Here is a 24379-nt window from a genome sequence, read left to right on the forward strand (position 1 = left end):
GGGGTGTGGGGGGTCCTCAGTCGACGGTGTCGGCCGCGCTGGTGCGGCCGGCGGCCACGTCGGCGTCGACCGCCGCCACGAGCGCCTCGAGCTGGCCCTGGAAGCACTCGGCCAGATGCCAGACGTCGGAGGTGATGTCCGGGCAGGTCACGATGCCCAGGTTGAGCTTGTCCCCCGCGGAGAACACGGTGATGTTCAGGCCCAGACCGTGGAAGATCGGGGCGATCGGATAGCAGGACTCGACCTTCGCGCCGAGGAAGTACATGTCGATCGGGGGCCCGGCCACATTGGAGACGATGGCCGTGAACACCGGCGGGTGCAGCGCCGAGAGCCGCCGGTCGGCGTAGATGCGCATCAGGGCGCCGAGGGTGTTGCCCGGCGCGAACTCGGCGTAGGCGCGCAGCATGTTGGCGTCGATGTCCTTGTGGTGCTGCTTGGCCTGGCCGGCGTACATCTGCGCCAGGCGCAGCCGGTCGACGGGATCGTCGACGGTGCTGGGCAGCCGGGTGAACATGCCGGTCACCTTGTTGGTGCCGATCTCCACCAGATCGTGTTCGTCGGCGCCGCGGACCGAGACCGGGACCAGGCCGACGAGCGGGGCGTCGGGCAACTCGTCGTGATCGATCAGGTACTGGCGCAGAGCGCCGCCGCACATGGCCAGCACCACGTCGTTCACCTTGACCCCGAAGTGGTCCTTGACCTTCTTGACGTCGGCCAGCGGGAATTGGCTCAGCGAAATGGACCGGCGCGGGCTGAGCGGGGCGTTGAACCGGGTGCGGGGCGCCTCGAACGGGGCCGGCATGCCGTCGCCGGAACGCACCCGCTTGAGCCACTCGAACGGCACCGGCACCGTCTTGGGGATCAGCTTGAGCGCGGCGATGGGCCGGCGGATCAGGAAGTTCGCCGCCCCGTGCAGGGCCAGTTCCCCGCGCACCGCCGAGCCGGAGTTCGCCGCCACCAGCTCCGGATCCAGGTCCGGCGCATCGGGACTGGTGGTGGCCAGGTCGGCGAGGATGTCGGCGACGGTGGCGCCGTCGACGGTGGCGTGGTGCATCCGGATGAACAGCGCGATCCGGCCGCCCTCCAGCCCCTCCATCACCCACATGTCCCAGAGCGGCTTCTTGCGGTCGAGTTCCTGACCGAGCAGGTGGCTGCACATCTGCGCCACCTCCTGGATGCGGCCGGGCGAGGGCACGGCCATCCGGTTCACGTGCCGTTCGATGTTGAAGTCGTCGTCCTCCACCCAGACCGGATGGTCGATGTTGGTGAGCGAGTCCGCGAGCTTGCGGCGCATCACCGGAAGCCCGGTGACCCGGCGATTCATCTCCGCCCGCAGACCGTCGAAGCTGTAGCCGCCGGGGATGGTGCTCGGATCGACTTCCATGATGATCGCGACGTTCATCACCTGCGAAGGCGTCTCCAGGTACAGGAATGACGCGTCGAGTCCACTCAGCCGATCCATGTGCTCCCACCATCCCAAAAGGTCCACAACCAACGCAGCGGCGATCCCCCGCCCGTTCTACAGTAGCCCTCGCTGTGCCTGGTCTGGCCCGTTCTCCGCGGTAGTGGAATTCGCCACACCGGCGGGGGCCGGCGGCGGCGACGGTTCAGCCCAGCGGCAGGTCGTTGGCCGTGCCGAGCAGATCGTCCTTCGAAGCCTTGTCCGCGGACAGCGAGAAGACCACGGTCGACGGCGTCGACGGCCGCAGCACCAGTTCGGTGGTGTCCGAGAAGTAGTAGCCGGTGCCGTGCCGCCAGGTGACCGGACTCGCGGTCGGCAGGCTCGCCAGGTCGGCGAGGTAGGCCTCGGTCCCCTGTTCCGACGCCTGCCAGGTCACGTGGAGCGCGCCCACCCGGTCGGATTCGCAGGCCAGCCGCGCTGTGTTGATCGGCCTGTCGGTGCCGTACGGTCCGTCCCCCACCTCGGGCACCGACGCCCGCGCCATCGGCATGCAGGTCAGTTCCCGCCAGCCGGTCTGGTCCGGGAACTGCGGGAGCAGGTCGGGCAACTCGGCCACCAGCGGCGCCCAGCTCCCCCAGGTGTCACCGACCGTCACGGTCGAGATCTCGCTCGCCGCCGACGGCACGCCATGGGCCACGGCGATCACCGAATAGCGGTGCTCGCCGCGGGTGACGGTGTCGTCGACGGCGGCGCTGTCGGGTCCCGAATAGACGACGGCCCCCTCGTCGCGCAGCAGCAGATACGAGTCGGCGCCGTCGACCTGATTCCACACCGCCCGGATGCGGCCGTCCTGGTCGCTGACGCTCAACCCCGACGGCACCGCCGGAGCGCCCCCGCCGCCGACCAGGTAGCGGGTGAGGAGCAGGGCGCCGACCAGGACGATCACCGCTGCCAGGGCGACGGCGACGAGGGTGCCGGCGCCCGGGTGGCCGTCGGGCCGGGCGCCCGCCGGCGATGTCTGCGCGCGGCTCATCAGAACGGCAACCTCTTCATGACCTCGATCGACTTCGCGGGGTTCTTGGTTCCGGGGACCTCCACCACCACCACCGTCCGGGCGCGCGGCTCGCCCTCGTCCTCGTCCCTGGTGTAGACGAAGACCGACACGGCCGTGCCGTCGGCGTCGACGCCGCTCGAGAGCCGGCCATGCGTGTCCTGGGCCGTCGTGAACCCGTAGTCGGTGTCGTAGGTGCGGGGCATCAGGTCGTACGCGCCGCCGCCGGCCTCGTCGCCGTCCGCGAACGCCACGATCATCACCCGGTACTGCGGGGTGGCACTGAGCCGGTCGCCGTCGACCTTGCTGCACGAGACGGCCCGGTTGCGGCGCCCCTCCAGGTCGGGGCCGAGCGCCTGACAGAGCAGACCGTCGTAGCCGTTGCGGCCGGCCGGCGACGAAGACCCGTCCGGTGGGCGGCCGGCCCCCCGGATCCTTGGCGAGTCCGGCACGCAGCACGGCGTCGACGGCCGGCGGCAGCGCCCGGTTGCGGTGCGAGGCGTACGGCGGATCGGTGAGCAGATGCGCCGTCATCAGGCTCTGCAGACTGTCGGTGACGAACGGCGGTACCCCGGTCAGCAGTTCGTAGGCGGTGGCGGCCAGCGAATACAGGTCACTGCGGTCGTCGACGGCCCGGCCGCCGATCTGCTCGGGTGCGGCGTAGCGCAGGGTGCCCACCGCGGTGCCGGTGCCGGTGAGGGCCGCCGCGCCATCGCCGAGCGCCTGCGCGATCCCGAAGTCGGTCACCTTGATCGCCTCCGGGACGATCGGATCACCGCCCGGGGTGATCAGGATGTTCGCCGGCTTGATGTCGCGGTGCAGGATCCCGTTGCGGTGCGCCACGTCCAGGGCGGCGGCCGCCCCGTCGACGATGGTCGCGGCCAGCCGCGGGTCCACGCCGCCGGGTGACGCCCGGATCAGCCGCGCGGCGTCGATGCCGGGCACCAGCTCCATGGCGATCCACAACTGCCCGTCGACGACGCCCCGGTCGTAGACGCGCACCAGGTGCGGATCGACCAGAGGCGCCAGCAGATCCGCCTCCCGCTCGAAGCGCGCACGCACCACCGGATCCTCGGCGTGCGCCGAGCGCAGCACCTTGATCGCGTCGGCCCGCGGGAGCCGGGGATGCTGAGCCCGGTAGACCTCACCCATCCCACCGGTACCGAGCACTTCGAGCACCCGGTAGCCCGCGATGACGTCTCCGACCTTGTACATGAGTTCTGTCGTTCCCCGCTCTCTCGCGGTGCACTCTACTCACCACCTGCATCGATGCCCGTGCACCGGTCATTCGGACGGCGTGTGCCGATCGGCGCCGCCCCGGACCCGGCCTGACGGGAAACCACCCGAAGCGGACGTGACCGCCCTACCATCGGCCGCGTGACCGACACCTTCTCCGCTCAAGAACTCGACGAGGCCTTCGCCGGCTTCCAGCGCACCGTCGCCGAGGTCGCGGTCAGCCGCGACTGGGACCGCTGGGCCGATCAGTTCACCGTCGACGCCCACTACATCGAGCACGCCTACGGGGTCTTCCACGGCCGCGAGGAGATCCGCCGCTGGGTCACCAGGACGATGACCTCGTTCCCGGGCAGCTATATGACCGGCTATCCGTCGCTGTGGCATGTGGTGGACCCGTCGACCTCGCGGGTGATCTGCGAGGTGGACAACCCGATGCGTGATCCCGGCGACGGTTCGCTGTTCACCGCCACCAACATCACCATCCTCACCTATGCCGGCGACGGCCTCTGGAGCTGCGAGGAGGACGTCTACAACCCGATGGAGTTCGGACAGATGGCCATGCGCTGGTGCGAGCGCTCCGCCGAGCTCGGCACCCTCGACGAGCCGGCCCGGAAGTGGATGGAGAGCACCGGGGCGATGTTCGCCCGCCGGTAGCGGCCGCCCCCTCGTCGGCCCGACGGTGCGCCGCCGCGTGACCGTTCTCCTCCGGCACCCGCGCCTGCGCCCGGATCGTGCCGCCCACTCGGCCCCGCCGCACCCGAACCCGCAGCGCACACCGCCGACAACCTACGGTGCCGTAACAAAGGCCACCCTCTCCGGCGATGTAACAGGTGGTCCGGCACCTGCTGAAACGCTGTGAAACCGGACCGAGGGACTTGGGACTGCCGCCGCGGTGCCGTAGCCTGATATCAGAAAGATCATGCTCAGGGCGAGTTCTGCCCAGCGTGATTAGCGCCGATCAAGAGGAATCGCCGATGACACGTCAACTCACCCAGCTCGAGCTCCTCCGGGAGCTGGCGCCGGTCGCCGAAGACAACGTCAACCGCCACCTCAAAGTGGCCAGGAACTGGAATCCGCACGATTACGTGCCGTGGGACGAGGGTGAGAACTACGCCGCGCTCGGCGGACGCGACTACGACCCCGAGCAGAGTCAGCTCGACGAGGTGGCCAAGGCCGCCATGATCACCAACCTGCTCACCGAGGACAATCTGCCCTCGTACCACCGGGTCATCGCCGACAACTTCTCGATGGACTCGGCGTGGGGCCACTGGGTGGGCCGCTGGACGGCCGAGGAGAACCGGCACGGCATCGTCATGCGCGACTACCTCGTGGTGACCCGCGGCGTGGACCCCGTGGCCCTCGAAGAGGCCCGGATGATCCACATGACCAACGGCTACGACCCGATGCTCGCCCCCGCCGGCCGCACCGACGAACTCGAGGAGCACGCCGACGACCTCGGTCTGCTGCACTCGGTGGCGTACGTGACCTTCCAGGAGCTGGCCACCCGGGTGAGCCACCGCAACACCGGCAAGGCCTGCAACGACCCGATCGCCGACAAGATGCTCCAGCGCATCGCCGCCGACGAGAACCTGCACATGATCTTCTACCGCAACATCTGCGGCGCCGGCATGGACCTGGCCCCGGACCAGACGCTGCGCGCGGTCACCGACATCGTCACCAACTTCCAGATGCCCGGCGCCGGCATGCCCAACTTCCGCCGGCACGGCGTGCTGATGGCCAAGCACGGCATCTACGACCTGCGCCAGCACCTCGAAGAGGTCGTCATGCCGGTCCTGCGCAAGTGGAACGTCTTCGACCGCACCGACTTCGGCCCGGAGGGCGAGAAGACCCGCGAGGAGCTCGCCGCCTTCCTCGAGCAGCTGGAGAAGGACACCGTCCGCTTCGAGGAGATGCGTGACCGCTCCCTCGCCCGGGAAGCGGCCAAGGCAGCGAAGCAGGCATCCTGAGCATCGACGCACTGGCTCCGGCGCCCTCGGTCACCGAGGGCGCCGGATCCGTGCTGTCTCCGGTCCCCCGCCCGGTGACCGATCCGCTGCGCATCGGCTCGATCGAGCTGGCCAGCCCGGTGGTGCTGGCACCGATGGCCGGGGTCACCAATGTCGCGTTCCGGGTGCTGTGCCGCGAACTGGAGCTCGCCCGCACCGGCACCGTCTCCGGGTTGTATGTCTGCGAGATGGTCACCGCCCGCGCCCTCGTCGAACGCCACCCGGTCACCATGCACATGACCACCTTCGATCCGAGTGAGACGCCGCGGTCCATGCAGCTCTACACGGTGGATCCGGAGTACACGTACCAGGCGGCCAAGATGATCGTCGACGAGAATCTCGCCGACCACATCGACATGAACTTCGGCTGCCCGGTGCCCAAGGTGACCCGGCGGGGCGGCGGCTCGGCCATCCCCTACAAGCGGCGGCTGTTCCGCAACATCGTCGCCGCGGCGGTCCGCGCCACCGAGGGCACCGACATCCCCGTGACCGTGAAGTTCCGAGTGGGGATCGACGACGACCACCACACCCACCTCGACGCGGGCCGGATCGCGGCCGGCGAGGGCGCGGCGGCCGTGGCCCTGCATGCGCGCACCGCCAGCCAGCGCTACTCCGGCCAGGCCGACTGGGAGCAGATCGCCCGGCTCAAGGAGCACGTCACCGAGGTGCCGGTGCTGGGCAACGGAGACATCTTCGAACCGAACGACGCCGTGGAGATGATGCGGCGCACCGGCTGCGACGGTGTGGTGATCGGCCGCGGCTGCCTGGGCCGGCCGTGGCTGTTCGCCGAGCTGTCGGCCCGGCTGCGTGGTCTGGCCGCCCCCGAGGCGCCGAATCTGGGTGAAGTGGGACAGATCATGTTCCGGCACGGCCAGTTGCTCGCCGCTCATCACGGCGAGAACAAGGGCATGCGGGAGATCCGCAAGCACATCGCCTGGTATCTGCGCGGCTTCCCGGCCGGCTCGGACATCCGCTCCCGGCTCTCCCTGGTGAAGACCCTCGACGACCTGCGGGAACTGATCGACACCCTGCCCGCCGAGGCCCCGTTCCCGGACGACGGCCACGGTCCGCGCGGTCGTCAGGGCTCCCCCGCGCAGGTGGTGCTGCCGGAGGGGTGGCTCGACGACCCGGAGGAAGACATCGTGCCCGAGGGCGCCGAGATCATGCATTCGGGAGGCTGACGAGCACCGGCAGCCCCCGGTATTTACAGCGCTCTCAGGTGAGGCGATTAGGATGTTCGCAGCCTCGCCGCAGGTCTCTGCGGCCGTGCTCGTACGCGATCGACGAAGGACGACTCAGTGACCGAAGACGAACCCGGCTCGCCGCCGGAGCGCCCCAGCGGGCCTGCGCGGCGTTCCCGGCGCGCCGGCCGGTCGTCCGAGTCGTACGACTTCCAGTCGCGGTTCGGGCATCTGTCCGGCGACGAGCGCATGGAGGGCCTGCGCGAACCCGAACGCACCGAGCGCACGGACCGTACCGTCCGCGGCCGCGGACGGCTCACCGTCCGCGAGCTCATGGAGCAGATGGGGATGGACGACGCCGCCCAGGCCGCCCCCTCCCGGCCGGACGCGTCCTCGCAGCCCACCGCCCCGGTCCGGCGCACCCCGCCTCGTCCGGCCCCCGGCACGGACCGGCCCGCCGGGCCGCGCCCGGCGGACCCCCAGTCCGGAACACCCCACTCCGGAACACCCCGGCCGCCGCGGGCCGCCGAGCCCGGCGCGGGACGGCCGCCGATTCCGCAGGCCCCGGCAGTTCCGGATCGCCCGGTCCGGCGCCCCGCCCCCCAGCAGCCGCCCGTCGCCCCGCCGCCGGCCGCGCAACCGCCGGCGTCCGGTCCGCCCGCCGAACCCGATCCGGGCACCGACGTCACCCAGATGCTGCCGCCGGTCGACGACGAGCCCGTGGTCGACCTGTCCGCCGAGGCGACGGCCGAACGCGCCAGCCGTGAATCACGCGGCCAGGCGCCGTCCACGCCCCCGCCGGCGCCGCGCCGCCGGCTGCCCTCGCTGCGCCGCAACGACGGCGACGAACCTGCCACCGCCGCCGCACCGGACGAGTCGGCCGCGCCGGCACCGTCGTCGGACGAACCCGTCACCGAATTACTGCGCACCGCCGACGTCCCGGCCGACGGGCACGGCGAGACCCCCGATGTCGTCGCCCCGGACGCACCGGCGACCGAACAGTCCGCTGCCGGCACGACGCCCGCCGACAGGGCTGCTGCCGACAGACCCGCCGCACTGCGGCGCCCGCGCCGGCTGCAGCCCACCCCGGACCTGTCCGGGGCGATTCCGGTGCAACGGCCGCCCGCCGAACCGGCCGGCTCGACCAAGGAGACCGCGCGGCGCACCGCCACGTACACCGGCCGCATCCTGGTGGCTCTCGCCTGCGTGCTCTCGCTGGTCGGCACCGGTTACGTGTGGAATCTCAAGCGCGGCTGGAACGGCTCCTGGAACATCGTCACCGCCCTCAACGGCGACGACCCCAACGTGCGCAACAAGCACGCCCAGTACGGCGACGAGACCTACCTGCTCGTCGGCACCGACTCCCGTTCGGGCAAGAACGGGCAGATCGGCGGCGGCGACGCCGACAGCATCGAGGGCCAGCGCGCCGATACCATCCTGCTGGTCAACATCCCCGCCGACCGCAGCCGGGTGGTGGCCGTGTCGTGGCCGCGCGACCTGGCCGTCGACCGGCCCGAATGCGACGAGTGGGACTGGTCGGCCGGCGATAACGGAAGCTCCACCGGCACCGTGCTTCCCGAGGCGAGCGGGGTCAAGCTCAACGGCGTCTACGCCGAGGGCGGACCGTCGTGCATGGTCAAGACCATCACCCAGATGAGCGGTCTGAACATCAACCACTTCATGGCCATCGACTTCGAGGGCTTCGAGAAGATGGTGAACGTGATCGGCGGCGTCAAGGTGTGTTCGACCGTGCCGCTCTACGACTACGAACTCGGCTACATCCTGCGCAAGGCCGGCTCCAAGAAGCTGACCGGCAAACGCGCCCTGAACTATGTTCGCGCACGGCACATCTCGGCCGAGGGCAACGGCGACTACGGCCGTATCAAGCGGCAGCAGCTGTTCCTCAGTTCGCTGCTGCGCTCGACGCTCTCCAGTGACGTCCTGTCCAATCCGAACAAGCTGAACAAGATGGTCACCACGTTCATCGACCACTCTCTGGTGGAGGGTGTGAACACCGACTCGCTGATCGAGCTCGCCGAGTCCATGCAGGGCATGGATGCCGGCCGGGTGACCTTCCTGACCATCCCCACCTCGGGCACCACCACCGACGGTGAGAACAACGAGATCCCGCGCACCGACGACATCGACGCGATCTTCAACGCCATCATCGACGACCAGCCGCTACCCGGTGAGGCCAAGGAGAAGGCCAAGTCGGACTCGGGTGACTCGGACAAGGGCGACGGGGACAAGAGTGCGGAGTCGTCCGCGTCGCCGACGACGGCCGCCGCGCCGAAGACGTCCTCGCAGTTCGAGGGCACCGCGCAGTACCCCACCAACATGACCGTGCGCGTGCTCAACGGCTCGGGCGGGTCGGGGGTGGCCACCGAGGTGATGAACCAGCTGCTGTCGATGGACGTCAACGTCCCGGGCGTGGCCGACGCCTCCACCAACCGGGAGGACACCGTGGTGCGCTACGGCGCGGGCGAGCAGGATTCGGCGGCCACCATCGCCAAGATGTTCCCGGGTGCACGCATCCAGGAGGACAGCACCGTCAAGGTGGGCGTCGAGGTGATCCTCGGCAGCGACTACCAGGGCGTCGCGGCGATGGGCCCGCTGCCCGAGGCCGGCAGCACGATCACCGTCGGACAGCTGCCGAAGGCCGATTCGCACAGTGACCTGCCCAATGACCTCACGGTAACCAACGCTGGTGACACCACCTGCGCCTGACGCCGACTGTTCATATCCGCTTCACCGGGGCGGCAGCCACGTGTCCCGCAGCCCTCGTACGATGGCGCCATGCGGGATGCGTATCAGGAGCAGATGGCTGTCCTCAACGAGTTGCTGGGGCGGATGTGCGAGTCCGTCGGGAACGAGATGGAGCGCGCCACGCGCGCCCTCCTCGAGGCCGATCTGGTGCTGTCCGAGCAGGTGATCTCCGACCACGACCAGCTGGCCGAGCAGTCCGCCGACGCCGAGGAGAAGGCCTTCGAGCTGCTGGCTCTGCAGGCCCCGGTGGCCGGCGACCTGCGCGCCATCGTCAGTACCTTCCAACTGGTTTCGGAGATCGACCGGATGGGTGCGCTGGCCCTGCACGTGGCCAAGGTGGCCCGGCGCCGGCACCCGTCGCGGGTGCTGCCCGAGGAGGTGACCGGCTACTTCGAGGAGATGGGCCGGCTGGCCGTGGACCTGGCGCGCGGCGCCCAGCAGGTGCTGATGAGCCAGAACTACCAAGATGCGCTCGCCCTGATGGAGGACGACGATGCGATGGACGATCTGCACCGTCACCTGTTCACGGTGCTGATGGACCGGGACTGGCCGTACGGGGTGGCCGCCGCCGTGGACGTGACCCTGCTCGGCCGCTACTACGAGCGCTTCGCCGACCACGCGGTCTCCATCGCCAGCAGGGTGGTCTTCCAGGCCACCGGCAAGACCCCCGAACAGCTCGCCGAGGTCGGCTGAGCGACCGTCCCCCGAGAAGCCGGACGGCCCGGCACCGCTGATCGGCGGTGCCGGGCCGTCACGCATCCGCGGGAGGACCCCGACGAACCCGGCTCTCCGGGGAACCCCGTCCGCCGCACCGGCTCCCGGTCAGACGCGTAGACCCCGGCAGTGCTCTGCCGGGGTCTTCGCTCGCTCGCCTGCCCGGTGCCCCGGCGGCGTGACCTTCGACTCAGCCGAAACGGCCGGAGATGTAGTCCTCGGTCTCCCGGCGCTCCGGATTGGAGAAGATGTCCTTGGTGGCGCCCACCTCCACCAGCTGCCCCGGCCGGCCGACGCCCTCGAGGTTGAAGAACGCGGTCTGGTCGCTCACCCGGGCCGCCTGCTGCATGTTGTGGGTGACGATGACGATCGTGTACTCGGTCTTCAGCTCGGCGATGAGGTCCTCGATCGCCAGTGTGGAGATCGGGTCGAGCGCCGAGCACGGCTCGTCCATCAGCAGTACCGACGGCGAGACCGCGATCGCGCGGGCGATGCACAGCCGCTGCTGCTGCCCGCCGGAGAGGCCGCCGCCCGGCTTGTTGAGCCGGTCCTTGACCTCTTCCCACAGATTCGCGCCGCGCAGCGCGCGTTCGGCCACCTCGTCGAGCTTGCGCCGGTCACGCACGCCGGCCAGCTTGAGTCCGGCGACCACGTTGTCGCGGATCGTCATGGTGGGGAACGGATTCGGCCGCTGGAAGACCATCCCGACAGTGGTGCGGACGGCCACCGGGTCGACGCCCCTGCCGTACAGGTCCACCCCGTCCAGATCCACCAGCCCGGTCACGTAGGCGCCCGGGGTCACCTCGTGCATCCGGTTGAGGGTGCGCAGCACGGTGGACTTGCCGCACCCGGACGGGCCGATGAACGCGGTCACCGACTGCGGCCGCACCGCCAGCGAGACGTCCTTCACGGCGTGGAAGTCGCCGTAATAGATGTTCAGATCCTTGATGGTCATCCAGTGGGACATGTCAGTTCTCTTTCTCGAAAGTCGTCGCGCAGGTCAGTGCGGCGTGTGCGGATCCGGTTGCGCGGCCGGTCATTTCCGCGCCGGTCATTTCCGCGGGCCGGTGAAACGGCCGGCGAGCCGCGCGCCGAGGTAGACGATCGCCACCAGCAGCACCAGGGACAGCGCCGCACCCCACACGTTCTCGTAGCCGCTGGGACCGCTGTTGTACTCCTGCAGCATCATCAGCGGCAGCGACTGCTGGTTGCCGTCGAACGGATTGACGTTCATCGCGCGGGTGGCGCCCACCAGGATCAGCACCGGCGCCGACTCGCCCATCACCCGGGCCACTGCCAGCATGATGCCGGTGATGATGCCGCTCAGTGCGGTCGGAAGCACCACTCGCAGAATGGTCTTCCACTTCGGAACGCCGAGTGCGTACGACGCCTCGCGCAGTTCCTGCGGCACGATCTTGAGCATCTCCTCGGTGGAGCGCACCACCAGCGGGATCATCAGCAGCACCAGGGCCAGCGCCACCACGAAACCCGAACGCGGCAGGTCCAGGGTGGTCCGCCAGACGGCGAAGATGAACAGCGCCGCCACGATCGAGGGCACGCCGGAGAGCACGTCGACCATGAAGGTGGTGGCCTTGACCAGCCGGCCGCCCTCGTTGGCGTACTCCACCAGGTACACCGCCACCAGCACGCCGAGCGGCACCGCGACCGCCGTGGCCAATGCGGTCTGTATCAGCGTGCCGACGATCGCATTGGCCGCTCCGCCGTAGCGTTCCGATTCGGTCCACCACTGCACGTCCAGGATCGGCCCGATACCCCGGGAGATCAGCGTGTACACCAGCCAGCCCAGCGGCAGCACGGCCAGCAGCACCGCGGCGGTCACCAGCACCCGGGCCAGGCCGTCGACCGTCCGGCGGCGCAGCGAGGTGCCGGTGAGCTGCAGCGGCTGCGACCGTTCTTCCTGTGCGAGAGTCATGTCAGGCCTTTCGGGCGATCACGGCGCGGGCAGCCGCGTTGACGACGAAGGTGAGCACGAACAGCACCAGGCCGGCCGAGATGAAGGCACCGGTCTTGAGCGGGTCGTCGAACTCGGCGGCGTTGTTCGCGATGATCGTCGCGAAGGTCTCGCCGCTCTCCATCAGGTTGAAGTCGATCGGCCCCACCGCCGAGATGATCAGCATGAGTGCCATCGTCTCGCCGAGCGCCCGGCCCAGGCCGAGCATGGAGCCGCTGATGTAGCCGGAGAAGCCGAACGGCAGCACCGCCGTGCGGACCACCTCCCAGCGGGTGGCGCCCAGGGCCAGGGCGGCCTCCCGGTGCCCGAGCGGGGTCTGCGCGAAGACCTCGCGGGTGACGGCGGTGATCACCGGCAGGATCATCACGGCCAGCACGATGCCGGCGGTGAGCAGGGTGCCGCCGGTGGACATGTTGGCCGCACTCTGCGGTTCTTTGAAGAACGGCAGCCAGCCCAGGTTGTCCACCAGCCACCGGTTGGGCCCGACCATCGCCGGACCGAGCACCAGGATGCCCCACAGGCCGTAGACGATGGACGGGACGGCGGCGAGCAGATCCACCGTGAACGAGATCGGCCCGGCCAGCCGGCGCGGCGCGTACTCGGTCACGAAGATCGCGATGCCCAGGGCCACCGGCATGGCGATGATCAGCGCCAGCACCGACACCACCATGGTGGCGTAGAACTGCGCGGCGATACCGAACTTCAGGTCCGGTCCGGACACCACCCAGGTGCCGGTGAAGGTGAAGAAGTTCTCGGTGTTCTTCGCCAGCGCCGGGACGGCCTGGATCAGCAGGAACAGTGCGATCAGCCCGATGGTGGCGGTCACCACCAGCCCGGAGCCGGTCGCCAGGAACCGCATCACGCGGTCCCCCGTGCGCGAGACGGTCTTCAGTGCGCCCGACGGCTGCTCATCGTCGTCGGTGGTCCGCCGCGGCGGCGCAGGCGGCGGGACCGGACCCACCCCGGTAGTCATCGGCGTATCGGCGGTGTCCGGGCTGGTCACAGTGCGTCGATAGTCGAACGCAGTGCGCTGGCGAACTGCTCGGGCAGCGGGACGTAACCGAGTTCGGCGAGCCCGTCCTGGCCCTTGTCCAGGATGGTGCTGAACGCTTCCTTGAGCGCGCCGCTGATCGCGTCATCGCTGTAACCGGTCGAGCACACCACCTCGTAGGTGGTGAGCACCAGCGGGTAGGCGCCGGCCTCGGAGAGCTTGTACAGCGCGTCGGTGTCGACGATGAGGTCCTTGCTGCCCGGGGTGACGAAGCTGGCCGCGTCCAGGGCTCGGCCGGTGGACTGCGCGTTCAGCTCGGTGGAGCCGGCGCCGAAGTCCATGTGCGCGATCCCGAGATCGTTCTCGGTGGCGAAGCCCCACTCGACGTAGGTGAGGGCGCCCTCGGTCTTCTTCACGGTGTCGCCGACGCCGGTCGACTTGGCCGCGCCGCTGCCGCCCTGCACCGGGAACTCCTTGCTGGGCTCGTACGGCCACTGCCCGGGCGCATTGGCCTTGAGGAAGGTGGTGAAGTTGTCGGTGGTGCCCGAGCTGTCGGTGCGGTGCACCGGCACGATCGGGGTGGACGGCAGCTTCACACCCTTGTTGAGGGCGGCGATCTTGTCGTCGTTCCAGGTGGTGATCTTGCCGTTGAAGATCTCTGCGAGGGTCTCCGCGTTGAGCGTCACATTCTCCACACCGGGCAGGTTGTAGGCGATGGCGACCGGGCCGGCGACCAGCGGCAGGTGCCAGGCGTCGTTGCCGCCGCAGCGCTCCTTGGCCTGGGTGGCCTCCTCGGGCTTGAGCGGCGAGTCGGTGCCGGCGAAGTCGACGTCGCCGGAGAGGAACTTCTTCACGCCGGCGCCCGAACCGGAGCCGGTGTAGTCGAGCACGGCGCCGCCCTCGTCGGTGAGCAGATCCGAGAAGTGGGTCATCGCGCGCTGCTGCGCGGTGGACCCCTCACCGGTGATGGTGGTCGAGTCGTCTCCACCGCAGGCGCTCAGCACCAGTCCGGCGGTGACGGCCATCGAGGCCACTCCGAGAGACTTGGCGGGGAAGGTGCGCAGGGAGGGGATACGCGGGGAAACCATGGCGGTCATGCCTTTCAATCGCTTCGCTCGTAGCTGTACGTCGCGAAACTATCGACGCCCGGTGAGTACAAAACGGACACCGGGTTGCCCGCTGGGAAACAGTCCCCGTCGCCCGGCCGAACCTCTACCGGACACACGGCGACGTCCAGGCGAACGGTAGGCAAAGCCGCTGTCAGGGCGGCCCGTCCGGCACCCGGTGCGGGGGTCCGGTTCGAGGGTCCGGTGCGAGAGAGTCCGGTGGCGGGAGGGCCCTGCGGCTAGAGGGCGTAGGCGACGTCCACGGCCCAGCGCTCGAAGCCGAGCCGCCGATAGGTGGCCAGGGCGGCGGTGTTGTCCCCCTCCACGTACAGCTCCACCTCGTCCAGGCCCCGGTCGAACGCCAGATGCCGCAGCCCGGCCAGGGTGAGCAGGCCGCCGAGGCCCCGTCCCTGCGCATCCGGATCGACGCCGACGATGTACACCTCGCCGAGATCGCCGCCGGACTGCGCGGCGCCCGGGTGCACCTTGGTCCAGTGGAAGCCGAGCAGCCGCTCGCCGTCACCGGCGTCGAAGGCCAGGAACAGTCCGGCCGGGTCGAACCAGTCGGCGCCGGTGCGGGCGGTGATCTCCGTGATGTCCCAGCCGCCCTGCTCCGGATGCCAGGAGAAGGCCTCGTTGTTCACCCGCAGGATCTCGGCGTCGTCGGCCGGTCCGGCGTAGGTGCGCAGCACGATGCCCTCGTGCGCGGGCAGCTCCGGCAGTTCCGGGATGCCGGTGTGACCGCCTCCGGGCAGCGGACGCCGCAGCTGCAGCAGTTCCCGGACCCGGCGCAGGTCCAGTGAGCCGGCCAGTCCGGCCGAGCACGGCAGGTCGCCGTGCGCCCACACCTGCGGTGCGTGCTCGCCGAGCTTCAGCGCGGCCCGCAGGCTCGCGGCCAGCAGCGTCGCTCCCTCCCGGTGGTTGCGGTGCTCGGGATCCACCGCCAGCTCGATCATCGGCACGCCGCCCGAGGGCACCAGGATGTTGGCGTAGCCGTGGTCGGTGAACAGATGGTGGGCCTGCCCGTCGATGGCGGCGACAGCCTGCTCGGAGAGCGGCGCCACCGAGTCGCGCTGCTCTGCGCGCTCGGCGATCGCGTGGGCATGGGCGGCATCGGCGGACGTGAGGGCACCGGTGACGGTGCGGACGTCGATTGTGGGATTCATCGTGCTCACGCTAGTGGCCGTGCGGGCGCTCGGCGTCACGCATCGGCCATCCGTGATCTAACTCGCGCGCCGGCCGGGCGCGGGGCGGGCGGGTCAGCCGGCCGACTCCACGTCCAGATCGTCGTCGTCGGCGTTCCCGTCTTCGGAGTTCGCGGCGTCGCGGCCCCGGCTCGGGCGCACCGCCTTGTAGCCGACATTGCGCACCGTGCCGATCAGCGCCTCGTGGTCGGCGCCGAGTTTGGCGCGCAGCCGGCGCACGTGCACGTCCACGGTGCGGGTGCCGCCGAAGAAGTCGTATCCCCACACCTCGTGGAGCAGTTGCGCCCGGGTGAACACCCGGCCGGCGTTCTGCGCCAGGAACTTGAGGAGCTCGAACTCCTTGTAGGTCAGGTCGATCGGTTTACCGCGCAGCCGGGCGGTGTAGGTGGCCTCGTCGATCACCAGTTCGCCGAGCGTCACCCGGTCGGCCTGCTCGTCCTCGTGCGCGGCGCCGCGGGACGCGAGCAGCCGCAGCCGCGCATCGAGTTCGGCCGGGCCGATGTCCGGGAGCAGGAAGTCGTCGATGCCCCAGTCGGCGTTCACCGCGACCAGGCCGCCTTCGGTGAGCACGGCACCGACCCGGGATCGGCCGGCGCCCTGGAGGAGCCGGCACAGCCCGCGGGCGCCGGCGAGATCGGTCCGCGCGTCGACGAGAACCACCTCGGCCTCCCCCGCATCGATCAGGGAAGAGGTCTCGGCGGGAAGCACGTCCACACGGTGCGCGAGCAGCGCAAGGGAGGGAAGAACGGTTTCGGCGGAATCGTCGGCCGTCAACAGCAACAGGTCCACTTACCACTCCGATCTCGTAGTGGCCTAACTGTGGGCTGTCGATCGACGCTGGCCGCAGCACCTTTACATCTAGATGACAGAATAGCGCCAATGTCTGATTCCGACCGCATCTCCCAGGTCAGCCGCGGTCGCCGAGTGACGGTCGTCGCCGTGCTCGCCGTCGTCGGCGTGCTGGTGCTCGCCTTTCTGGCCGATACCCTGGCCGCTTCGCGCGCCGAGCATCGGCTGGCCACCGCGATCGCCGGGGCGCCGGAGATCAGCCAGGAACCGGAGGTCACACTCAGCGGCTTCCCGTTCCTCACCCGGGCCGGCAGCGGCGAGTTCTCCACGATCACCGTCGACGCGCTCGGCGTGGGGATCGGCGACTGCGGGACGGTGACCCGCGGGCAGTGCACGGTCACGGTGCGCGGGCAGCTGGCCGACGCCGTGGTCGGGAGCGTCTGGGGCGTGGCCGGCGACACCTCGATCACCGCGGCCCGCCTGGACGCGGAGACCCGGATCGACTCGGTGAATCTGGGCCGGCTGATGGGCATCACCGATCTGTACCTGAGCACCCCGGCCCCGGAGGACAAGATCGGCGGCGGCATGCCCGCCCTCGTCGAACGCACCGACGGCCTCATGCTCAGCGGTACGGTGCCGCTGCCAGGCTCCCCCGAACGCGAGGGCCGGTATCCGCCGTCGGCGTCCGAGTACCTATCGCCCACGGTGCGGGTCAGCGTCACCGCGCACGTGACGGTGGTCGGCGGGCGGGTGCAGATCGTCGCCGACGGCTTCTACGACGGCCCCGAGGAACACTTCTCCGACGACGTCCCGGAGGAATTTCACTCATCGGTACTTAAACTCTTCTCAACCACCCTGCCGGGTGTTCCACTAGCCTGGAACACCCACGTGAGCAGGGCTTTCGCCCGCGGAAGCGATCTGGTCCTGGCCGGCGAGCAGGATCACCCCCGCCTCACCCCGGCAACCTTCTGAAGCGGCGCATCGAGCCCGTCCCGACGGTGTTGTACCGTCGTGGCATGCAGCAGCCGCGCGAGCTCGCGCTCACCCGTCGCCTGGCGATCGACCTCTGTCGTGTCGCCACCTGCCGCTGTCGATAGCAGCCGCCGCGCCGGCCGGCGCGTGCACCCTGATCTCGACCGAATCATCCCCCTGGGTGCGTACGGCACCCCCATCACGAAACCCCGAGGTTCCAGTCAGCGGGACCTTGCAGAAAGGATCGACATGGCACGCTCCGATGTCCTGGTCAGCGCCGATTGGGCTGAGCAGAATCTGAACACCGACAAGGTCGTCTTCGTCGAGGTCGACGAGGACACCTCGGCCTACGACACCGGACACATCCCCGGCGCCATCAAGCTGGACTGGAAGCAAGATCTGCAGGACGGCCTGCGTCGCGACTTCGTCGACGCCGACCGCTTCTCGGCTCTGCTCTCCGAGCGCGGCGTCGCCAACGACGACACCGTGGTCCTCTACGGCGGCAACAACAACTGGTTCGCCGCGTACGCCTACTGGTACTTCAAGCTCTACGGCCACCAGGACGTCAAGCTGATCGACGGCGGCCGCAAGAAGTGGGAGCTCGACGGCCGCCCGCTGAGCGCCGACGCGGTGACCCGCCCGGCCACCGAGTACAAGGCCCAGCAGGCCGACAACTCGATCCGCGCCTTCCGCGACGAGGTCATCGATGCCATCGGCACCAAGAACCTGGTCGACGTGCGCAGCCCGGACGAGTTCTCCGGCAAGATCCTGGCTCCGGCGCATCTGCCGCAGGAGCAGGCGCAGCAGCGCGGCCACATCCCGGGCGCCATCAACATCCCGTGGTCGACCACCGCCAACGAGGACGGCACCTTCAAGACCGACGACGAGCTCACCGCGCTGTATGCGGACAAGGGCTTCGACGACAGCCGTGAGACCATTGCGTACTGCCGCATCGGCGAGCGTTCGAGCCACACCTGGTTCGTGCTCACCGAACTGCTCGGCAAGAACAATGTGAAGAACTACGACGGCAGCTGGGTGGAGTACGGATCCCTGGTCGGCGCGCCGATCGAGCTCGGAGAGGGCAAGTAAGAGATATGTGTGGAGCACCCAAGCAGGGCCAGAACCTGCCGGCCGGCGTGGACGTGGAGAAGGAGACCGTGCTGACCGGTCAGGTCGTCGACGGTGCGGGCACCCCGGTGGCCGGCGCCTTCGTGCGGCTGCTGGACGGCACCGGTGAGTTCACCGCGGAGGTCGTCGCCTCGGCCACCGGTGATTTCCGGTTCTTCGCCGCTCCCGGCACCTGGACTCTGCGGGCGCTCAGCTCGCAGGGCAACGGCGATGTGACCATCGCTCCCGAGGGTCCGGGAGTGCACAACCACGACGTGACCGTCAGCAAGTAAGACGCGCTCGTTCGACGCGAGAGCCCCCGCCCTGTCCGGCGGGGGCTCTCGCGCATCCCCGGGCTGTGGCATATCCCTCAGGTGCCCGGCGGGTTAGGGATCGCCACGACCCGGGAGGTAGAATCCGACACGTGGTGCTTTTCTTTGAGATCCTGCTGGGCCTGGCGACGGTCCTGATCATCTGGTTCGCGTTCTACGTGATCTACCGACTGGTCAACGACGAGTCATGACCCGCTCGGGCAACGAGGCGATCGACCAGGCCGCTGCCCGCGCTGAGCAGACCGGAGGACGCAATCTCCCGACGGTCGGCGATCTTCCGCTGCCCGTCGACACGGCCAACCTCCGCGAGGGTCCGGACCTGCATCCCGGCCTGCTGGCCCTGCTCCCGATGGTCGGCGTCTGGGAGGGCGAAGGCGAAGGCCACGACCCGATCAGCGGCGAGGACTACCCGTTCGGCCAGCAGATCATCATCAGCCACGACGGCGGCAACTACCTGTGCTGGCAGTCGCGGTCCTGGGTCCTCGACGAGGACGGCGCCTACGTGCGCCCGGATCTGCGCGAGTCCGGCTTCTGGCGGATCGGCGAGGACGACACCGTCGAACTTCTGCTCACCCACGCCGAGGGTTCGATCGAGCTCTACTACGGCCGCCCCCTGAACCAGACCTCCTGGAATCTGACCACGGACGTGAACATCCGCACCGAGACCGGCAGCCACACCGGTGCGGCCAAGCGCCTCTACGGTCTGGTGCCCGACGGCGACCTGGCCTACGTCGAAGAGCGCATCGACGCCGACGGCGAGCTCACTCCGCGGCTGTCGGCCAAGCTCACCCGCGTCATCGGCTGACCGCCCCTGCCGTATCCGGCACTCTGCTGTAGATCATTACCGGATATAGGCGTCACGACCTACGGCAGCCTCGAGGTGCGCACCGGGTCAGATGGAGACCATGCGGTGCGCCTGCGCCGGCCCACGGCGGCCGCGGATCGCGATCAGCTTGCGGGCATGCGCGTCGAGGGCCACGTCGGCAGGGAGCTGCGGAAGCCAGGGTTTCACCTCGGTGGCATCCCCCGCGTGGTCGAGCGCGGCGAGCACGGTGAGGCTGTGCGCCGCCAACTGCAGACGGTCGGTCTCCCGCGGCCAGCGGGTGTACACGTGCACGGCGATGTGCATGGTCTGCTTGCCGGTGTGGATGAGCTGCGCACGCACCTCCACCAGCTGGCCGATCTGGATCGGCCGGTAGAAGCGCACCCCGCCCATGTAGACGGTCACCGCCTCACCGCCGCACCAGCGCGAGCCGCAGATGTAGGCGGCGTCGTCGATCCAGCCCATCACCCGGCCGCCGTGCGCCTTCCCGCCCCAGTTCACATCGGTCGGTGCGGCCAGGAACCGGGTGGTGGCCTCCGGGGCGGCGCTGGTGTGCGAATAGTCGGCCTCCGACATCGCCGATTCGATCCTGGCGCGCACCTTGGCCCGGCGTTTGGCCCACCGAGCCTTCTCGACGTCGTCGGCCAGTACCGGCTCCCACTGCCGCACCGGCGTGGGCTTGCCGTTCTCGTCGACGGCGACGAAGACCAGCAGACAGCTGCTGGCGACGGTGAATCGTCCGACCCGCGGATCGGCGGAGGCCACCTCGCAGACGATGTGCATGCTGGTGCGGCCGGTGTCGACGATGGTGGCGGTCACCTCCACGATGTCGCCGGAGGAGATGTCGCGGCCGAAGCTGATGTTGCCCACGTAGGCGGTGACGCTGTAGCCGCCGGACCAGGCCGCGGCGCAGGCGTACGCGGCCTTGTCCACCCATTCGAGGATGCGTCCGCCGCGGACGGCGCCGCCGAGGGTGGCGACGTCGGTCGGTGCGGCCAGAAAGCGCAGCGTGATCTGCCTGTCGGACATGGTCATGGGGTACCTCCAAATCTCGGTGACCTATGCTGACCTGCCCGTTCTTTGCACATCACACCGGGGAGGGGTGGAGATCTTTCGGTGATCGGGCGGTAACACGCCCGATGCGCGGCCGACACGCACGGGCACCGCTCCGCATGCACGAGGGTTCCCTGCCGGGCCCGCCGTCGACCTCACATCGACGGTGACCGCCGGCGGGAACCGTCAGGCCGGCCGGGCCGGCGGGCTCAACCGGCGCGGAGGACGAGGGTTCGGGCGGCGAGGTCGGCGTGCTGGTGCGTCACCACGACGACGGTGCGGTCGGCGCCGAAGAGGCTGCCCGGACCCGAGGCGCAGATGCGCGACATCATCGAGCGCGCGTCGTCGGCGGAGAGATGCTCGGTCGGTTCGTCGAGCAGCACGATCGGCGCGGGGTGGAGCAGTGCGCGGGCCAGCAGCAGGCGGCGCCGCTGACCGCCCGAGAGCGCTCCGTCGCCGCCCGTCAGCGGGGTGTCCAGACCGTCGGGCAGGGCGGCGACCCAGTCGGCCAGCCCCACCTGCGCCAGGGCGCCGTGCAGCGCCTGCTCGTCGGCGTCGCCGCGCGCCACCAGCAGGTTCTCCCGCACCGTGGTGGAGAAGACGTGCGCCTCCTCGGCGAAGTAGCAGCCGACGGCCCGCAGATCGGCCGGCGCACCGTCGTCGTGCGCGGCGGTCACCGTGCCGCCGAGCGGCGGCAGCAGTCCGGCCAGGGTCAGCAGCAGCGTGGACTTGCCCACTCCGCTCGGGCCGACCACGGTCAGCCGGTCCCCCGGTTCCAGTACGTCGTCGACGCCGGCGGCCGGACCGAGCGGGCGGTCCCAGCCCCACTGCAGTCCGGACAGGGTCAGCGTCGCCGGGCGCGGATCGATCGCCGGATCGGTCACCTCCCCGGAGCCTTCGGCACCGTCGACCAGCGCCATCACCCGGCCCGCGGCCTGCCGGCCCTTCTCCATCGCGATCCCGGCCTCCGTGAGCGGCCCGGTGGTCTCGAACGACGAGAGCGGCAGGAGCAGCAGAATACCCAGGGCCATCGGGGTGAGCACGCCGTCGACCGAGGACACCCCGGCCAGCGAGCCGGACACCCCCGACGCCAGGTGCACACCGATCAGCGCCGCCGCCAGCACGCTCGCCCCGAGTGCCAGCGGGGTGGCCGACGACGCCAGCACCTGCCGCCGCACACTGCGGTCGGTGGCCCGCGCCAGGCGATGCTCGGCGGCCGACAGTTCGTCGAACAGCCGGTCGCGACGGCCGGCCACCACCAGCTCCGGGCCGTGCCAGAGCAGCGTGCCGGTCGCCGCCGCCACCTGCTCGCGGGCCTGCGCACCCGCCTCAAGCTGCCGCACCGAAGCGCGGGTCGCGAGCCAGGGCGCCAGCACCCCGGACACCAGCAGCGCCGCCGCGAGAACCACTGCGGCCCACTGGGAGACGACGGCCATGATGATCACCGCGGTCAGCGAGGTGACCGCGCCGACGCCCATCGGGATCAGGCCGCGGATCAGCGCATCCCCCACCTCGTCGATGTCGTCGGCGGTGCGCGCGAGCATCGCGGACCGGCTCAGGCCCACCGAATACCCGGGGGCGCCGGAGGCCAGCGCCCGGTAGATGCGTTCGCGGGCCGTGGCCATCATGCCCAGTGCCAGATCATGGGTGGCGAGGCGCTCCAGATATCGGAACAGCGCGCGCGAGATGCCCAGCGCGCGTACGGCGGTCACGGCCACCGACAGGTACAGCACCGGCGGCATCTGCCAGGCCCGGGTGATCAGCCATGCCGAGAGCGCCGCCAGTCCCAGCGCCGAGAGCGCCCCGGCCGCACCGAGCAGGATCGGCAGAATCATCGGGCGCACCCCGAGACCGGCGAAGGCCAGTACCCGCCGCAGCGGGCGGTCCGCGGTCGTCTCGGGCCGGGTGTCGAGGCTCACCGGATCACCTCCGGTGCCGGCGCCGAACCTCCGTGCACCTCGACGACCGTGTCGCCGATGCCGACGGCGGGCAGATGGTGGGCCACCATCAGCACCGTCGCTCCGGCGCGCGCCCGTTCCGCGACGGCCGCGAGCACCTGCTGTTCGCTGACCGCGTCGAGGTGAGCCGTCGGTTCGTCGAGCAGCAGCAACTGCGCCGGTGCGGCGAGCACCCGGGTCAGCGCCAGGCGCTGCCGCTGCCCGGCCGACAGCCCGGCGCCGCCGGCGCCCAGCGGAGTCCGGTCACCGTCCGGAAGTGAGGCGAGCACCTCATCGAAACCGGTCGCCGCACAGCCCTTCTCCAGCCGTTCCGGATCCGGCCGGCCGAACAGGGCCAGATTCTCGGCGACGGTTCCGGGAATCACCACCGGAGACTGCGGCAGCCAGGCGCACTGCCGGCGCAGAGCGTCGACGTCCACCTCGTCGAGCGGCCGCCCGCCGATCAGCACACTCCCCTCGTCCACCGGCTGCAGGCCCAGCAGCGCCGATATCGCCGTGGATTTGCCGCTGCCGTTGGGGCCGGTCAGCACGATCAGCTCCCCCGGCCGCAAGGTGACCGACAGTCCGCGCGGGGACCAGCCGTCCCGGCCGCGCACGCCGATCCCGGACAGCTGCAGGTGCGCCCGCGACAGATCCGCCGCCCCGGTCCCGGATCCGGGGCCGGTGGACTCGGCGTCGTCGTCGATCAGGCCCAGGATCTCCTCGGCGGCGGTCATCCCGTCCTCCGAGTTGTGGAACTGCGCACCGATCTGGCGCAGCGGGTTGTAGGCCTCGGGCGCCAGGATCAGGGCCAGCACCCCCGCGTAGAGGGACATGTCGCCCCAGACCAGCCGCAGGCCGATGCTCACCGCCACCAGCGCCACGCTCAAGGTGGCGATCAGCTCCAGCGCCGTCCCGGAGAGGAAGGCCACCCGCAGCGCGGACATGGTCCGCGTGCGCAGGTTCTGCCCCAGCCGGCCCACCTGGGCGGCCGGTGCCTGCGCGCGGCCCAGCGCGCGGAGCGTGGGCAAGCCGGTCAGCAGGTCCATCAGCTGCGCGGTCAGGGCGCTCATCGAGTCGAGTTTGCGCTGGGTGCGGTCCCGGGTGACCAGACCGATGAGCACCATGAACACCGGGATCAGCGGCAGCGTGATCAGCACGATCAGCCCCGCCTGCCAGTCGGCGACGGCGATCACCACGACCACCACCGGGGTGATCAGCGCCGTGGAGATCAGTGCCGGCAGATAGCCGGTGAAGTAGTCGGCGAGTGAATCGAGCCCGCGCAGGGCGACGGTCAGCGCCCGTTCGCGGCGGGCCAGCAGGCTGCGCGCGCCGGTCCGCGCCGGATCGGTGAGCGCTCGCAGGGCGTGCGCCCGCAGCTGGGCGATCGACGCCTGCGCGGCCCGATGCCCGTACCGGTCGGCGACGTAGCTGAGCACCGCACGCGTGGCCAGCGCCGCCCCGAGCACCCACAGATGCACCGCCTGCGCTCCGAAGGAGCGGCGCTCGGGATCGGTGATGATCTCGGCCAGCAGCCCGGCCAGGGCGCTGGCCGCGACGATGATCGCCACCACCGTCGCCGCCTGCCCGACCGCGGTCAGCAGCACGTACCAGCGCGCGGACCGCGAGTAGCGGAGGAGCCGGGGGTCGAGCGGTGGCCGTCGCCGGCGGGACGCGGAGTCCGGAGGCGCCTGAGCCGCCGCCGCCGAACCGGACGGAGGGGTCGACTCAGCCAC

The 24379-nt window shown here is 70.2% G+C and carries 20 protein-coding genes; 9 read left to right on the forward strand and 11 right to left on the reverse strand.

Going from position 1 to position 24379, the window contains the following annotated elements; translation table 11 throughout:
- Window positions 1–16: 16 nt before the first annotated feature.
- Window positions 17–1462: a WS/DGAT/MGAT family O-acyltransferase gene (locus tag ACJMNC_RS08520; protein WP_408947512.1), complete on the reverse strand. Its 1446-nt coding sequence runs from the start codon at window positions 1460–1462 to the stop codon at window positions 17–19.
- Window positions 1463–1607: 145 nt separating this feature from the next.
- Entirely contained in the window at window positions 1608–3668 is a 2061-nt protein-coding gene (locus tag ACJMNC_RS08525; RefSeq protein WP_408947513.1) for a protein kinase domain-containing protein, read from the reverse strand.
- 162 nt (window positions 3669–3830) lie between these two features.
- On the opposite strand from ACJMNC_RS08525, the gene ACJMNC_RS08530 reads away from it, so the two are divergent.
- The 5 genes from ACJMNC_RS08530 to phoU all read left to right on the forward strand — a co-directional run bounded on the left by ACJMNC_RS08530 (window position 3831) and on the right by phoU (window position 10335).
- A complete protein-coding gene (locus ACJMNC_RS08530) occupies window positions 3831–4343 on the forward strand; it encodes a nuclear transport factor 2 family protein (RefSeq protein WP_408947514.1) in 513 nt (170 codons plus the stop codon).
- A 320-nt stretch (window positions 4344–4663) separates the two neighbouring features.
- Window positions 4664–5656, forward strand: coding sequence for an acyl-ACP desaturase (locus tag ACJMNC_RS08535; protein WP_408947515.1), 993 nt, complete (start codon window positions 4664–4666; stop codon window positions 5654–5656).
- 134 nt (window positions 5657–5790) lie between these two features.
- The gene (dusB, locus tag ACJMNC_RS08540) at window positions 5791–6876 is read left to right on the forward strand and encodes a tRNA dihydrouridine synthase DusB (RefSeq protein WP_408947594.1); all 1086 of its coding nucleotides are present in this window, start codon (window positions 5791–5793) and stop codon (window positions 6874–6876) included.
- 117 nt (window positions 6877–6993) lie between these two features.
- Entirely contained in the window at window positions 6994–9603 is a 2610-nt protein-coding gene (locus ACJMNC_RS08545) for an LCP family protein (RefSeq protein ID WP_408947516.1), read from the forward strand.
- A gap of 69 nt (window positions 9604–9672) precedes the next feature.
- On the forward strand, window positions 9673–10335 hold the full coding sequence (gene phoU / locus ACJMNC_RS08550; RefSeq protein WP_408947517.1) for a phosphate signaling complex protein PhoU: 663 nt from the start codon (window positions 9673–9675) through the stop codon (window positions 10333–10335).
- 211 nt (window positions 10336–10546) lie between these two features.
- Here the strand turns inward: phoU and pstB are convergent, their stop codons facing one another.
- The 6 genes from pstB to ACJMNC_RS08580 all read right to left on the reverse strand — a co-directional run bounded on the left by pstB (window position 10547) and on the right by ACJMNC_RS08580 (window position 16419).
- Window positions 10547–11323 (reverse strand): phosphate ABC transporter ATP-binding protein PstB, encoded by a 777-nt coding sequence (pstB, locus tag ACJMNC_RS08555; protein ID WP_408947518.1) that lies wholly within the window; start codon window positions 11321–11323, stop codon window positions 10547–10549.
- Between the two features lie 84 nt (window positions 11324–11407).
- Window positions 11408–12289, reverse strand: coding sequence for a phosphate ABC transporter permease PstA (gene pstA / locus ACJMNC_RS08560; RefSeq protein ID WP_408947519.1), 882 nt, complete (start codon window positions 12287–12289; stop codon window positions 11408–11410).
- Window position 12290: 1 nt separating this feature from the next.
- On the reverse strand, window positions 12291–13301 hold the full coding sequence (gene pstC, locus ACJMNC_RS08565; protein ID WP_408947595.1) for a phosphate ABC transporter permease subunit PstC: 1011 nt from the start codon (window positions 13299–13301) through the stop codon (window positions 12291–12293).
- Between the two features lie 26 nt (window positions 13302–13327).
- Window positions 13328–14407 carry a phosphate ABC transporter substrate-binding protein PstS gene (gene pstS, locus ACJMNC_RS08570; RefSeq protein ID WP_408947596.1) on the reverse strand — a complete coding sequence of 360 codons (1080 nt, stop codon included), beginning with the start codon at window positions 14405–14407 and terminating at the stop codon, window positions 13328–13330.
- Between the two features lie 257 nt (window positions 14408–14664).
- A complete protein-coding gene (mshD, locus tag ACJMNC_RS08575) occupies window positions 14665–15591 on the reverse strand; it encodes a mycothiol synthase (RefSeq protein WP_408947520.1) in 927 nt (308 codons plus the stop codon).
- Window positions 15592–15684: 93 nt separating this feature from the next.
- Window positions 15685–16419: a DNA-binding response regulator gene (locus ACJMNC_RS08580; protein ID WP_408947521.1), complete on the reverse strand. Its 735-nt coding sequence runs from the start codon at window positions 16417–16419 to the stop codon at window positions 15685–15687.
- A gap of 90 nt (window positions 16420–16509) precedes the next feature.
- On the opposite strand from ACJMNC_RS08580, the gene ACJMNC_RS08585 reads away from it, so the two are divergent.
- The 4 genes from ACJMNC_RS08585 (at window position 16510) to ACJMNC_RS08600 (ending at window position 19635) form a co-directional block, all read left to right on the forward strand.
- Entirely contained in the window at window positions 16510–17391 is an 882-nt protein-coding gene (locus ACJMNC_RS08585; RefSeq protein WP_408947522.1) for a DUF2993 domain-containing protein, read from the forward strand.
- A gap of 249 nt (window positions 17392–17640) precedes the next feature.
- Window positions 17641–18480, forward strand: a complete 840-nt coding sequence (locus ACJMNC_RS08590) for a sulfurtransferase (protein ID WP_408947523.1) — start codon at window positions 17641–17643, stop codon at window positions 18478–18480.
- 5 nt (window positions 18481–18485) lie between these two features.
- Complete coding sequence (locus ACJMNC_RS08595; protein ID WP_408947524.1) at window positions 18486–18791, forward strand: DUF1416 domain-containing protein; 306 nt, start codon at window positions 18486–18488, stop codon at window positions 18789–18791.
- A gap of 226 nt (window positions 18792–19017) precedes the next feature.
- Window positions 19018–19635, forward strand: a complete 618-nt coding sequence (locus tag ACJMNC_RS08600; protein WP_408947525.1) for an FABP family protein — start codon at window positions 19018–19020, stop codon at window positions 19633–19635.
- A gap of 87 nt (window positions 19636–19722) precedes the next feature.
- Here ACJMNC_RS08600 and ACJMNC_RS08605 read toward each other — a convergent pair whose 3' ends face one another.
- The 3 genes from ACJMNC_RS08605 to cydD all read right to left on the reverse strand — a co-directional run bounded on the left by ACJMNC_RS08605 (window position 19723) and on the right by cydD (window position 24379).
- The gene (locus ACJMNC_RS08605) at window positions 19723–20688 is read right to left on the reverse strand and encodes an acyl-CoA thioesterase (protein ID WP_408947526.1); all 966 of its coding nucleotides are present in this window, start codon (window positions 20686–20688) and stop codon (window positions 19723–19725) included.
- A gap of 227 nt (window positions 20689–20915) precedes the next feature.
- Entirely contained in the window at window positions 20916–22625 is a 1710-nt protein-coding gene (cydC, locus tag ACJMNC_RS08610; protein ID WP_408947527.1) for a thiol reductant ABC exporter subunit CydC, read from the reverse strand.
- Entirely contained in the window at window positions 22622–24379 is a 1758-nt protein-coding gene (cydD, locus tag ACJMNC_RS08615; RefSeq protein ID WP_408947528.1) for a thiol reductant ABC exporter subunit CydD, read from the reverse strand. Before cydD ends, cydC begins: the two co-directional genes overlap by 4 nt.

It is taken from the genome of Gordonia sp. VNK21 (assembly GCF_046098115.1).
Taxonomy (GTDB): Bacteria; Actinomycetota; Actinomycetes; order Mycobacteriales; family Mycobacteriaceae; genus Gordonia.

Bases quoted from the DNA above. Each gene is read 5' to 3' on its own strand.
- dusB (WP_408947594.1), top strand. From the start codon at position 5,791: ATGGCCGGGGTCACCAATGTCGCGTTCCGGGTGCTGTGCCGCGAACTG.
- phoU (WP_408947517.1), top strand. From the start codon at position 9,673: ATGCGGGATGCGTATCAGGAGCAGATGGCTGTCCTCAACGAGTTGCTG.
- ACJMNC_RS08525 (WP_408947513.1), bottom strand. From the start codon at position 3,668: ATGTACAAGGTCGGAGACGTCATCGCGGGCTACCGGGTGCTCGAAGTG.
- ACJMNC_RS08590 (WP_408947523.1), top strand. From the start codon at position 17,641: ATGGCACGCTCCGATGTCCTGGTCAGCGCCGATTGGGCTGAGCAGAAT.
- ACJMNC_RS08595 (WP_408947524.1), top strand. From the start codon at position 18,486: ATGTGTGGAGCACCCAAGCAGGGCCAGAACCTGCCGGCCGGCGTGGAC.
- pstS (WP_408947596.1), bottom strand. From the start codon at position 14,407: ATGGTTTCCCCGCGTATCCCCTCCCTGCGCACCTTCCCCGCCAAGTCT.
- ACJMNC_RS08600 (WP_408947525.1), top strand. From the start codon at position 19,018: ATGACCCGCTCGGGCAACGAGGCGATCGACCAGGCCGCTGCCCGCGCT.
- pstA (WP_408947519.1), bottom strand. From the start codon at position 12,289: ATGACTCTCGCACAGGAAGAACGGTCGCAGCCGCTGCAGCTCACCGGC.
- pstC (WP_408947595.1), bottom strand. From the start codon at position 13,301: ATGACTACCGGGGTGGGTCCGGTCCCGCCGCCTGCGCCGCCGCGGCGG.
- ACJMNC_RS08535 (WP_408947515.1), top strand. From the start codon at position 4,664: ATGACACGTCAACTCACCCAGCTCGAGCTCCTCCGGGAGCTGGCGCCG.
- ACJMNC_RS08585 (WP_408947522.1), top strand. From the start codon at position 16,510: ATGTCTGATTCCGACCGCATCTCCCAGGTCAGCCGCGGTCGCCGAGTG.
- ACJMNC_RS08520 (WP_408947512.1), bottom strand. From the start codon at position 1,462: ATGGATCGGCTGAGTGGACTCGACGCGTCATTCCTGTACCTGGAGACG.
- mshD (WP_408947520.1), bottom strand. From the start codon at position 15,591: ATGAATCCCACAATCGACGTCCGCACCGTCACCGGTGCCCTCACGTCC.
- ACJMNC_RS08605 (WP_408947526.1), bottom strand. From the start codon at position 20,688: ATGACCATGTCCGACAGGCAGATCACGCTGCGCTTTCTGGCCGCACCG.
- pstB (WP_408947518.1), bottom strand. From the start codon at position 11,323: ATGTCCCACTGGATGACCATCAAGGATCTGAACATCTATTACGGCGAC.